The 14517-nt window shown below is 31.3% G+C and carries 4 protein-coding genes; all 4 read right to left on the bottom strand.

Annotation, left to right across the window (positions count from 1 at the left end; all coding sequences use genetic code 11):
* Positions 1-73: 73 nt before the first annotated feature.
* Positions 74-10162: a T9SS type A sorting domain-containing protein gene (locus AVL50_RS19400; protein WP_157491451.1), complete on the bottom strand. Its 10089-nt coding sequence runs from the start codon at positions 10160-10162 to the stop codon at positions 74-76.
* A gap of 122 nt (positions 10163-10284) precedes the next feature.
* Positions 10285-13440: a hypothetical protein gene (locus tag AVL50_RS19395; RefSeq protein WP_157491450.1), complete on the bottom strand. Its 3156-nt coding sequence runs from the start codon at positions 13438-13440 to the stop codon at positions 10285-10287.
* Positions 13441-13562: 122 nt separating this feature from the next.
* The gene (locus tag AVL50_RS19390; RefSeq protein WP_062618145.1) at positions 13563-14129 is read right to left on the bottom strand and encodes a phage tail protein; all 567 of its coding nucleotides are present in this window, start codon (positions 14127-14129) and stop codon (positions 13563-13565) included.
* Between the two features lie 2 nt (positions 14130-14131).
* The gene (locus AVL50_RS19385; RefSeq protein ID WP_062618144.1) at positions 14132-14515 is read right to left on the bottom strand and encodes a GPW/gp25 family protein; all 384 of its coding nucleotides are present in this window, start codon (positions 14513-14515) and stop codon (positions 14132-14134) included.
* Positions 14516-14517: the final 2 nt, after the last annotated feature.

Genomic DNA, 14517 nt, shown 5'->3' with positions numbered 1-14517 from the left:
AGTAGTCACATTCAGTACTTGTTTGTAAAAAATAAACCCCATTAGATTTACTATTTTCTAATGGGGTTTGGATTTACTCTTTAATAAAAGTCTTCACTACAATTCTCTCTCCATTCTCGAAAAGAGATAATAGGTACATACCATGTGGTAAGCTTCTCACCTTTATTACTGTACCATTACAATTTCCTGTTGCTACCTTTTGACCTTCTACATTATGAATAACATAAGTTGTAGTTGGAGTAGGTTGATATGTAATATTCAACACATCTCTTACAGGGTTAGGATACAACTTCATGTCCACTTTTTGAGATGGAGAAATAGATGAAATAATATCTCTCTTAATAGGAATCTGTGTAGCAGAGAAAATTTCCATCGTTCCTAAATGCTGTAATAACAATTGTAATTTGAAGTTTTTACCCATCTCGAAAGTAATCTCTCTAAGATCTGCAACAACGGTACCTTGCCCTTCAGCCTTTTTAGTAACAATTGCTCCAATCACTTGGTTATTGTTATTTACTGTAAGGTTCATAGGATTACATTGACCAATTTGTGACTGTTCATCTCCAAAAGTAAACATCCACAATAATTCATCAAACTTATTCATTAAGGTATCTTTGATTGCATAATCAACTATTAGCTTATTATCTTCAATCTTCCAATCTAAATCCACCGGTTCATCTTTCAACACTGATCTTCGAATAGCATCTGAAATCTTGTCATCAAAATACTGACTATTATTTCCTTCAAAAAGCTTTCCGTCAATTGCTAAAGAATAAAGTGCATCTGTTTCGTTTGTTGAATTCAATCCATACCATAAACGGCGAGCTTCAACCTTTTCAGCACCCCTGTCATATAATGAATCAGAACATCCTAGCTTTCTCTCTAAATAATAATTGTGCATATATCCCTGATCAGCAGTAGTATGAATTGAAAGCAATTCTTGAATTTGATCCTCAATACTGTGGTGATCTGCATTATTGGCTTGAATAAACGATTCGATAATTACATTACGCTTTCTATTTTGAATATCAAGACTGATTGGCTGGAAAGCATCCGTTGTATTTTCACCATAGGCAAATACAAGGCGGAATTGTACTTTGTCAAGCGTTTTACTTGAGACTAAATATTCATCTAATGGTAATCTTCCTTCTAGTTGACCTGATCCACCTGACCATGCATAACTTTTTTCATTAGAATTCAAGTCATTATTATAAAGGCTATAAGTGTTATACCAATTCCAAACTTCATTATCTTTTCCAACAGTCACCCAAGGTTCAGCAGCTCCTTTTTCTAATTGTCTTAGCTGTAAGAACACGCCGTTTCTCTCTACAGTCTGATCATTATAAAGGAATTTCAACATTGGACGGAATTCTGAATCATCATTTTTCAAAAACGAAAGATCATAAACTGGAGAAGTTAGTGCTGTATGTCCTTTATCTTGATTACCTGAAAGTTTCCATTGATTAGAAGTTGCATGCCAAGGAGTCACCACCTCAAAATCATCTTCATATACATGTGTTTCGCCATTCTGGGTCAAATAACTTTTAGACCAGTCTTCTAAATTAGAAAAAGCAATATGAATTTCATCATCCTCAGAAAGTGAAACATGTTTTTGAGAAACTTCCACTTTAAAAGACCTGTAGATTTCACAACGCCCGTTTTCAGAGTAAACTTCTAATTCCAGATTTAGATACTTTCCTGTAAAACTGTCTTTTAATCTTACTAAAAACTCTCCGTTTGAACTTTCTATGACATCATTAATGATGTCAAGATGTTCATTTTCTAGCAATTTGTATGTTCTGTCTTTAAAATCTGTCAATACTATTGAAAGGACACTAGACTCACCAATAACAGGTTGTAACATCAATAAATCTGCAGTTACATCTGGTTCGAAAATAGTTTGAAAATCCTTGTAACCAAGCATAATATTACTTGTTCCAGTACTCCCGTGATACACTAATTTCACTCTAAAACTTTCTGTTCTTTTCTCTTTGTCTTGATGAATAACTTTAGGATCAAATTGATAATTTACAGAATCTATCTCCATAAAACCTGAAGCATCAATCTTTTCAAGATTACCCAAATTCACTCGATAAAGTTCCAAATGAATATCTTCAGTTCTATCAGAATATTTAGAGTCAATTGTGATCACATTGTCAGAATTATTATTACTACAATAGCTCTCATCTAAATTTGTGACAATATCTGTATTTGTAATTCTCACCGAAACTTCATCTGTAGATAATGCAGTATTTACATCCAATGCTTGAGCTGTAATACGAACATCAATATCATCATTTGTTGTCCCTTCTCCATAGAATTTCCATAAATCTGAAGGTGACATCAAAGGTGTATTAATAGGTGTATAATTAATTTGCTCAACTTCCGAATTCTGATCCAAATTCGTTTTTATTGTAAAAGTATCACCTGTTCTATGATAATAAAGCCATCCTCTATTGATTAAGATATCAGGTATATCAGATAATGTTACAGAACGCCCTGCTCCATCATTGGAACCAACATCATTAGATAATCTGAAGAACAACTCCTTTTGTCCTAATTTAACTTTTCCAGTATTTGTATCTTTTGGCAAAACTCTTGCTGGCAAGTATAATGTGTAACTCTTTTTACTAATAAGGTTCTCCGTGACTTCATAAATAACCCTGTTATCTAATACTACAGATATCTTATTTGCATTCAACACTGGCTCATCATCAACAGATTCTCCTCTACCTTTGATTACAACTTTCAGTTCTTCTTCATCTGTATGTTCGATCAGCCATTTATTTTGTTTTAGGTCTGGAAAGTCAACTGTAATTTCAGATGGAGTTGTAAACTTCATCTTTGGACCTTTAACAGATGCTACCTTCTTTTCTACCATAGAACTATTTACCATTCTGATAGCATAAGATAAAGCTCTATCACTTTCAAAGAATTCGTTACTTACAGCAATGTCAAATTCTAAATATTGATTTTCAGGATCAAATCTCATCGAATCATACGGTATGATCATAGATTTTTTAGTCTCTTGAAATTCTACTTCAACATCACTTAATCCATTACTTACATATGGAATTCTAATCGTAATTGGGCCTTCTAAATTATCATTGATTTCAACGTCACTATCTCTTTTATAATATTTAATATTATCAGTATCAAGAGTGAAATTGTTTTCATAAACATATTCTACTTGAGGGAAATTTGTATTATTATCACTATTATATACTATTCTATTCCCTACTTTATCTTTCACCTCTAAGCTATGAATTTTCACATCACCTGAAATATTAAAATTAGCTTCAACATCCTCATTCGAAAGATTATAGATCAACGTTGTAACAGAACCACTAGTAATAAAACGGTACATTTCTAATTCTCTCTTAGAACCGTCAACTTCAGCAAACAGTTTACAACCTTCGATATCTAATGCTAAATCTTCCACCTCAAACATAAAGAATGTCAGTTCACTTTTATCAATCCAAGGAGCTTCAAGAGTATCCATATCAATTGGTATTGAGTTATTAATTCCCGTAAATGTGAAATTATTAAAATCAGGAACATCATTATCATATATAAATGAAGTAACTAGCTTTGCTTGTTTACCAGATCCTCCTATATCATAAAGAGTTACGCTTAATTCTACTAGAGTCCCTTCTATAACAGTTGGTAATTCTGGCATTCTGAAAGAAAATGCTTTAGAGGTATTATTCCCTTCAAAAATTAAGGCTGGAATGTCATTTATGGTTTGATTTCCTACCTTTAGAGCAACCAAAGACCTTTCTTTATCAATTGCATCGTTTGTTTTACTATGTTTAAATCGAATTATTGAACCATTTTTAACATAAATATCATTTGGATTTTCACGAGTAATATAAAAATCAACAGAGAATTGAGCAGTTAAATTATCATTTACCTTAATCGTTTTTAGAACAGAAGAGTGATTCTCAAATTGAACTTCAAACTCAACTTTACTATTATTAAAGAAATATTCTTCTGTTACATTAATATTGAAAGTAAAATACTTTTCTCCTTTATTGTAAGACAATCCATTACTTATTTCATAAGGTTTTTTAGTATTCAAAAATCTGATTGAAGCTTTATCAAAAGCCGCAGAGTTATATTTTACTTTTATAGAATACTGTCCTACATCTAATACTCCTCCACTAGTTATTAGAGCTTGACTTGCATCTTTATACTCAACACTTTTAATACTTATATTACCTTCTTTTTCATAGTTAAAGATTGGAGATGGAGAGTTTTCATCATAATTTTTCTCATTATGATTACCAACTCTATCATAAAGATCAAGCTTTGTGAAAGCTACATTACCAGAATTATTTAAAAGATCTGTTTTTGGTAATTCAAAAGATAATATATCATTTTCATATGATTTAGCTTGCAAAGAAACTCCACTAGATAAATGTAATTGACAATTTGACACATCAAGATCAAGGTCTGTTACATTAAATTTAAATAAAATTGGTGCTGTCAAATCCATCCAATAGTTAGGTGATTCAAGTGTCCCAATATTATTAAAGTCATTAAAGTATGTAGATACATATTGGGGGGCTGTATTGTCACAAATATAGCTAAATGTCTGCCTTGCGATTTCTCCAGAACCTCCAGACTCATACAGCGTGATATTTATTTCTACTATCTGACCTTCTGTAATATCTGAAAGATCAGGAACTATCACATTGAATGTATTCAAATTATTAGCATTGAACGTTAATTGGTCCGTTATATCTGTTACAGTTCCATCAATTTTTAAATCTACTTTAGAACTACCTTTATTTAAATCTCTATTTAATTTGCTATGCTGAAAATTTAAAGAGGTTCCTGTTTTTATATATTTAACATCAGTAATAGGTTGTGAAATATAAAAATTAGAAGGGAATTGAATAATAGGTCCTGTAACTACATGTGACTTTGTTTCATTCGAAAGATTAGTTGCAATAATTTCATATTTAAGATTTTGATTATTATTAAAATAATTCTCACTTAAGTTGAATGAAAAGTTAAAATATTTTCCTGTTTCATCATCAGTAAAACTTGTCACATTAATTTCAGGGGGAGTTCCTTTAGTCCCTAAGAATCTAATCTTAACATCTGTAAGATCGCTTGAAGTGTAAGGTACTTCAATATTAACATTTGTTCCTCCATCTAATACATCACTAACATTTAATATGCTATTATTATATTTTATATTTGCAGCAATATTAATTTTTGAAGAATATTCATAATACAATGGATAAGGCACTAAACTCCCATTAGCATCAACCTTTCTTATTGTTTTAAATGATTCATTACCAAGCACATCTCTTAACCTTAATAGAGATATATTTACATTAGTATTACTTGATTCTAAATAAGATTTTGGAAGTTCAAATTTTAATGTTCCACGTTCATCACTTATTGCTGTTAAGGTTATTCCATTCGATAAAGTTAATAAACACTCAGATACTTTAAGATTATTATCTTCTGCGACAAAATTAAGATATGTTTCATTACTAAGATTAATCCAATCTTCTTCACTATAAAGAGAAATACCATCAAATGTAGCTATAGACAAGAACCTAGGAGATTGATTATCATACTCAAAAACAGTTGATAAAAAGGCTACCTGTCCTAATCCTCCTGATTCATATAATGTAATTTCAAATGTTAGCTTAGTACCTTCAGGTACTTCATTTCCTTCAGCATATTGTAAACTATCACTTCTAATGTCAAGACTAAAATTGTTATCTGAATAACCATCAAAATTTAAAGTAGCACCTATTACTTCATTGCCATCCTCATTTTCAATTTTCACGAATGATCTAACTTTATCAATTCCGTTATGATTTTCTTTGTTATGGCTAAACTCAATCTTACTAGATGCCTTGATTAAATTTATAGTAGGATCATTTTTAGTTATATAGAAAGAAGATGGAAACTTTAAAACAGGACCTTCAATTCGTCCACTTGAAAACTCTAATAATGAATTATTTGATAATTTAATTTCAAAAGCGAAAAGTCTGTTATGGATAAATTTTGTAGGTGTAACATTGACATCAAAACTTATATACTTATTACCTTCACTTTCCTCTGTCTTAATGTTAGTAGCAGTTACTGTCTCAATCGTACCTAACAAATTAACCTCAGAAATGTTATCAATACCTTCACTATTATAAGGTACTTTTACTCGCACTATACCTTCTTCAATAATTCCATTTTCAATTAATGTTGAATCTACTCCAGCAATTGAATAATAATTAATAGAGCTTGTTGTTAGTGGTAAATCAACATTACGCTCGTAAAAATATTTTTTACTTATATCAGTAATTATGGAAGTATTTCCTGCTAAATCTGTAAGAATTAATGAATCTATGGTCAAGGAGTCAAAATTATTCTTCAGAACTTCTCCAAGATCAAAATCTAGATTATAATTATTAGTAGCATTAAGATGGTAATCAGTAGCTGCAATACTTTCACCATCAACAATCAGTTTTGACTCATTTATATCTAAAATAGATTCCGTTATATTATATGAAAAAATTAATTGTTCATTTAAATTAAACCAATAACTAGTACTATCACTAAAAACTATTTCATTAATATTAGGCTCAGTATCACTATTCTTTATTGGTGGTGTATTATCATATATAACTTCTGACTCATGAATAACATCATTGCCGTCCACTTTTAAGGTTACTTTTAAAGTCAAAGTATCACCTGTAGATACCCCCTCATCATCCAGAGATTGAATAAAAACCTCGAATCTATTATCATGGTTTTCTATTGTAAAATTATCATTTAACTCTACTAGAAGTGTATTATCACTGGTAGAAAAAAGCTCTGCTTTTGAAGCTAAGGTATCTAAAGTTGCACTCTCAATATTATGTTCAAAAACCACTTTTGAGTTAGAGCCAACATACATTGGGCTTGGTCCAACTCTCGTAACTTGCACACCAGATGATGTCTCAAACTCTATCATTTTTTCTTCGATTCTACCACTTGAAAAGTGTAAATAGGAACTATTTCTTAAGCTTACTTCAAATGCAAATAGTCTATTCGAAAAAAATGTATCAGGAGTCACATTAACATCAAAAACTATATATTTAATACCTGCTCTATTAGTGGTACTAATTTGATTATTAGGAATATAAAACTCTCCTGCACTCGCATTCAATACTTTTACCTTTACACTATCAACATTTCCTGTAGTACTATAAGGAATTAGTACACGTATACTATCTTCTCCGATATTATTTTCAATAGACGTTTCTTGATTCCCTTGTCCTACACTATAATATAGAACATCACTAGATGTTAATGGTAGGTCAAGTTGTTTTTCATAATAATAGGTTGTATCACTTACACCAGTATTAGTAGTTGTATTCCCGGCTTTATCTTTTAGACGTAAAGAGGTGATTGACCTAGATCCTGTATTACCTGATAGAACCTCTCCAATATCATACCTTAACTTATATGTATCATCTTCAACTTCAGTATATGATAAAACAGGTAAACTATCTGTTCCTACAAATAATTTAGATTCATCTATATCCAAGTGAGCATCAGTAACTGTAAACTCAAATATTGTAGATTTGGAGAGGTCTATCCAATATTTTGTGTTACCACCATTACCAGTGGAATTTAATTCTTCATGTACAAAACTACTATAAGTTGGTGCTGTATTATCGTAAATTAAGGTAGAACTATGAAAAGCTTGATTTCCTGTACCTCCACTTTCATATAAATTAATATCCAATCTTAATTCATCTCCTTCAGACGGTGTATTCAAATTTGATGTCACAAATTTAAAGTCACTATTCTCTTGGAATTCCAACCCATCATTTTCACCTAGTGTAACATCTAAAAAACTACCATTGTTTAACTTTCTTTTAAGAACAGCAAATGACCTGGTTTGATCTATTTGGGTATTATTTGTTTGGGTATGTTCAAAAAGTATTTCAAAATTATTATTTACATATTCTTGATCAGTATTTTTTCTAGAAATAGTCAAACTGGATGGTAAATTAGCCACAGGGCCTTCAATTAATTCACTTCTTTTCGTTATCTTAGATTTGTTTGTAATTGAAACATCGAATTTAATTGGAATGTTATTATAAAAAACTGTATTTTGAATATTTACATTAAAACTTAATTCATATTCACCTTCTTGTTCACCTGATATAATTGTTTCCCCAGTAATATTAGGAGTACCATTTACACCATAAAACTGAACTGCAATCTCATCACCTACCATAACTCCCGAACTTTCAATGGGAATTGTTAAGCTTAAGTTATCGTTATGTTTCACAGAACTCACCACTTCATTATCAACTTTATAAACAACATCCCCAAACGTAATACTAGAAAATTTATTGTAACTATAGGTTGAACTTAATCCTTCTGTTTGGTTTCCTGCTTTATCCACTAACTTTAACGGTCCAACAGTAATATCTCCACTTTCACTTGTTATAAAAGACGCCTCATCTAATATAAACCTTAATTCATAATCATCATTATCCTTGGAGGAAGATGATACTTTTATTTGTTTATCTCCAATTGTTAATTCGGTTTTCTCTAAATCTAAATCATTCTCTGTTACCGTATATTTAAAAACTGTTGATTGAGATAAATCTATCCAACTATCAACTATACCTTCATGAGCATCATTATTAGAATCATACCTTGGAGCTAGATTATCATATATTACAGTATGACTATAAGTCGCAGTTTCATTTGTGTTTGTTTTCAAGGTTACTGCTAATTCAATAGATGTACCTTCAGCAATATTCGATGGTATATTAACTTCGAAAGTTGATGCTGTTGCTTCAGAAAAGCTAATTGTTGCTGTTGAAGATGTCCCATTGATTGTGCAAGTAGCTGTACTTTCATCCTCATTTATGTTAGAGTTCAATAAATTATGGTAAAATTCTAATGTTGTACCATTAATGACTTCCTTTTCTTTAATGGTTTCATCCATTGAGATAAAGAAATCTGGCTGTGTTATATAAGTGATACCTTCAAAAGTAGCTTCATTATTAAAAACATCCTCAACTAACAATTTCATAAACAAGACGTTATTACCATTGAAAAATTCAGTAGGTGTATCATTAGCAACAAATGGAAAAGTATATTTAGAATTTATAGATGTAACATTTTCATTATCTAATTTTATCCTTTTTAGTAGAAAATCCTTATTGTAATCTGTATAAAACTCCAAGAAATATTCATTATCTTCTTCTAAAAGACCCGTAAAATCTAATCCGACTAATTCAAATTGATATTCTACTGACTCTTGATCACTTGATGGTGGCTGAGAGGTCATAGTTATTTCAGGGCTCCGATTATCTATAATTAAAGTAGGTCTAAAACCAACCTCATCAGCTTCTATGTGAAATTTTACATTCTCCTCATTATCATAAGGGGGTGTTAATAATGCCTCCAAAGTTCCACTAGAATTGACTTTAAAATAGTTTATTGCAGTATTATTGATCGCTAATGGAGTCCCACCCGCTCCATAAACTATATGTGTATAACTTGTACCTGACAAATCATAAGAGTACCAATCAAAATCTGAATCATTGAATACTACTTCTGACATGGATACTGTAGCAGAATTTGCAGGATCCCCATCATGGAGTGTTATTTCTGGTGCACTATGTCCATGTATCTTTCTTAGTCTAAGGTAAACTGTATTTGAACTTCTTACAGGATTAGTATATTGAAAAGAAAGATTTAAAGTAAATACTCCTTCAATTTTACTATCTGAAGTAAAAGTACTAGCAAACTCATTCATAAAAGTGAGAGAATTTACTGTTATTTCATATTTACTAGACGTTTCATTATAGGTAACATCACCTACTAAAGCATTTTCACTTTGGTTAATATTGATAGTATTATCACCATCGGAAAAAGTTATTTGTGTACTCTTTTCTGTTCCATTATCCTCATAGGTATCTATCAAAGTAAATCCTGTTGGCAAAGGGTCTACTGTAGAAAATTGAAACACAAAGTTAGATTCACCTGAATACAAAAAGCGATTCCCAGTTAAATCTATCATATTGTCTCCCGCAACAAAAGAATTGGTCCCAGAATAAGTTTGACAATAACTATTATGGATTCCCAGCACAGAAATCAACATAATAAACAGAGATAAAGTTATTTTCATGATTAGTCTTATCTTGAATTTCCTATTGGTTTAATATTCCCAATAGAGTGTTTTTTATTTATTTGCTTTATTTTTAAATGATATCCTATTGTAAGTTTAACCCACATAGAATGTTATATTTTTCAATGTGTAAATTGCTCCTTTACTTCAGATTCTACAAAGTGATATAACTTTGCTTTCCTTCCTACCAAGCTTTCAAATTCATCTTGGGGAGTGATTAGGATTTGAGTTGTTGTGTTTGATACACACGATATTTGTTGTAATTCCATAAAGAACTCATCCATTGGATTGAACCACTGTTGCGACGCAATGCTATGCTTACGTTTTCCTTTTTTATCGATGATTTCAATTTCTAAGCTTCCCATATGTACATAGATATAAGGCACTTCCTCTTCAAAATAATATTCTAGAGGTCTTTGATTTTTCTTGATATCTACCACTTCTGAAATATCCATGATATCACATATAATATCTCCATCAAGGTGGATAAATGAAGGTGATTTTTTCATACCCATTAATATTTCCATTACGTTGATGGTTTCATTTTTCAATGTGTAACCATGCCATAATTCTTTTAAAGATACATTATCATAAGTCAGACGATACATCACTTCTGTCAATTCATCTTTAGGAAGTAAGTTGGATAGAATGATAAAAGCCGTTTGTTGTATTAGGTGATCCTCATTTTCTAACTGTGTAATCAATGTACTCTTAAAATGATCTGTATGTAAAGTTGGGATCAAATGCAGAGTAGCAATTCTTGACCACCTATTCGTCAGCTGTGCATCATTATAAATTAGTTTATTAATAATATCGTTCAATTCTTCTGATTCAACAGGCCAGTGTACATCCAGTTCCTTTAATTTATCTTCAAAAGACAGTTTTTTGAAGATAATGATGATCATAGGTTTTACCTCCAATGTATTGGGTAAAGCAACTTCCAAAAGTTGAACACCAAAGTTAATTTCATCCTCCGTCTTGCTGTTAATTACTGATTTTACAATAGCAAAAGTTTGATAGTCATAAAGAATACCACAGAACCTTAAGATGGCGTCCAATTTATCCAAACAATCTTCAATCAAAGCACTTTCAAGAATTTGATCTTCAATATTATTTTTATTAATCTCCACAATCGCCATATAATTCCATACAATTTGCTTTGCAAGAAGTTCTATATGTTTTTCAATTATATACATATTCTTATCAATGGTACCTTCCACTACACTTAAGGTATCCAAGGCAGCCAAATACACTTTCTGGTTAGTATGATTCAAGGCTTTTTGAAGGTATGCATATGATTTTTCTGTATTCAATAAACCGTACAATTGAAGAATTCTTTCTTGTGTCAAGACGGTTTGGCCTACTGCATTAAAAGTGGAGTGCAACATATCCGTTACATGATCTCCTACTTTGTACACTGCGTCTATTACCACATTTTGTAAACCAACTTGGGAAATATTATTGACCATTTCTGCATAAACCTTATCAGATACTTCCCCTTCTGCACAAGAAATAATTGCCGCTCTTCTCACATTCATGATTGGATCTTGTAATAATCGTTTCAAAACTGCAGATCTTTTGTCATTTGGAAGTTGAACCGACAGCTTTGCTCCAAGGCTTCTCTCTTCGGAAAGCTTTGACAATGACAACTGTTCTATGTAACTCTTGTTGTCCATACGTTCTTCTATTTCAGAAAGATCTAGGTATACATCATGAATTTGGTTTGCATTCTGACTTTGCCAGAACCTTTTATATTTGATAATTTTTTGTAGATGGACTAATAAGTCAATTTTTCCTTCTTTCCACATTTCGTTTACAGCAAATGATTGCACATCATCATTACTATGATTAATGAAGGAAGGAAGGTTATTATCCAATGTAATCGGTGCTACTTTCTTTAGTAAATTCAATAACCGAACATTGATTTGTGAAATTTCTTTTTTGGCTAATAAATTGAGAATGGGAAATAAAACAGAATATTTAAAGGATTTATCACCAATGGCATCTTCTAATTCCTGATAGTAATCTTTACGTAAAAAGAACGTCACCACCATGTATGAAAATACCAATGCTAGTAAACCGAAATACAACAATTCTTTGTATTCATCCATATTACCAAATGCATAGTAAAGCCCATAACAAAGGAAAATGGAAAGAAAGGAAACTGCAATTTGGCTGATTAATAAAAAGTCGCTTCTGAGTTCCTCTGAAATAGTTTGATACACATCGTTCTTCGTTTCATCTTCTAAACTGTAGAGGTAAGTAAAAAATAATACAAATAATAAGGAAGTTACTACCATCTGTAATGATGGAATACCCATAAACGACTCGTGCTGATTTTCTACTAAATAGTGAATAGCAATAGAAGCACCTGAAAATAATATCAAGATCAATGGAGGTACATGGAAAATGGAGAGTCTACCAAATTTATCAATGATTTGGTTGGTAAATAGTCTTCGGACTCCAAATACAAAAAAGGTTATAATTCCGAAAATAATAGCTTCAAATCCCAACACAGCAATCTTGTCTTCTTTGAAATGTGTCATTGCCTGAAAAAACATCAGCAATACCAAGATCCATTTCATTGAAGTAAGAAATATTGATTTCAAAATAATCAGATGATAAAACCTGTTGGTCACTACTTTTTTAAAGGAATGTCGAGAACGGATCACAAGGATATTCTGATTAACCAGTTTAAGTGATGAATAATTATTCAACAACCTCCACCAAAATACAATAAGTACAACCGTTACAATAGGTGTAATGTAAATGAAGTAGGCATCAATATAAACTGTAAAAAAATAGAATGCGGTTGTTGAAAGTGTAAAACCTATTAAAAAATATTGTGTTATGACTTTATCTAAAGAGGTAAATTTCAATACTTTCTCTATACGATTGTAGATATGGGCATACATCATGATCAACAACATATAAATAGACATATTACATCCCATTTGGAAAACATCAGCAGTGACCCACTTGTACTTTTCCACACCCAAATAATAGGCTGTTAAAACTCCTAAGCCGTACAACAGCATAGTATTTATCTGGGCTTTCTTCACTGAAAAATGCCTGCTTAAGAGAAATAATACAAAAGCAAAAGGTGTAAAAAGTATCAACGCTACACGTCCCCACTCAAACAAAAGTTCTACAGTCACATCACATAAATGATCAAGAATTGATTTGTTTAAGCATGAAAAAATTATTGCGAAAAATAATACACTTAGTTTTAGAATATTATGCCTGTTGACGTTGTCAATTGTAATATTGTTTGCCATTTGAAGAGTTTGTTTTTGAGATAGAATTATATCTTTTTCTTTGCTTTAAAGTTGAAATTTCTAAGTCAAAACTGGTTTATTATTAAGCCTTGAAAGCTAACTTATTAAGTCTTATCAATGATTTAAATCTGCAATTCCTCAACTGTTGCCACAGAATAGGTTACACTTTCTATCAGCAATTCACCTGTTTCAGCATTAAACTCTCCCATTTCCCAAGCTGTTGGAAAGCATCTTCCTAATTTTAAAGCATAGACTGGGGAATCTTTCTGATCAAAGGCCACAACAATTAAATTTAACTTATTCACTCTATAGTCCGTAGTAGACATCTCTTGAATACTAGCTAAAAATGGTGTACTAAGATTCATTTCTGATGATAAAATCCCTTTTTTAAAAACTACATCGTCATATTCTACTCCACTGTGCACATGAAACTGACGGTTATTGACACCTAATAAAGAGATTTTTTCTGTCTTCATTTTAGCACTAATCCTTGATATACTCTGAAATGATGCAAAGGCTTGATTAGTATTTATTGTATCTTCATCCCAATTTTGGATCTCACCATTGGGCTTTTTACCTATTGTAATTACCTTAAACCGGAACCCTGCTAATACAGGTACGGATGGTCCTACAAATGATTCATTCAATTCATCCTTGTTGTAACGTACTGGTGGGTTTTTCTTTGCCATAACTATTGTGTTTCACTTTGATAATTAAACTCTCCTGCCTCTCCTGTTTCTTTGATTCTGTAAAGAATATTTATACTTAAATATTTCCCATCTTTTTCATCTTCCTCGTTAATGGATATTTCCATCACTTCAATTCTATCTTCAAATTTAATGATGGCTTCATTGATGGTGAACTTTATATCCTGAATAAGTTGAGCAGTTAACCTTTTAAATAAAAACTGTCTTAGATTACACCCATAATGAATATTGACAGGGCGTTCTCCAGGGTGTGTAGAAAAAAGGATATAAAGGCTTTCTCTAATATCAATATGGTCTGACACCATTTCTATTTCGGTTCCTTTATCATTGAATGATGGAGGGAACTTCCAACCTGTATAATTTTTCATAA

The organism is Flammeovirga sp. SJP92 (assembly GCF_001583495.1).
Lineage (GTDB): Bacteria > Bacteroidota > Bacteroidia > Cytophagales > Flammeovirgaceae > Flammeovirga.
This window is presented reverse-complemented; position numbering and strand designations above follow the sequence as displayed.

Bases quoted from the DNA above. Each gene is read 5' to 3' on its own strand.
- AVL50_RS19400 (WP_157491451.1), bottom strand. From the start codon at position 10,162: ATGAAAATAACTTTATCTCTGTTTATTATGTTGATTTCTGTGCTGGGA.
- AVL50_RS19395 (WP_157491450.1), bottom strand. From the start codon at position 13,440: ATGGCAAACAATATTACAATTGACAACGTCAACAGGCATAATATTCTA.
- AVL50_RS19390 (WP_062618145.1), bottom strand. From the start codon at position 14,129: ATGGCAAAGAAAAACCCACCAGTACGTTACAACAAGGATGAATTGAAT.
- AVL50_RS19385 (WP_062618144.1), bottom strand. From the start codon at position 14,515: ATGAAAAATTATACAGGTTGGAAGTTCCCTCCATCATTCAATGATAAA.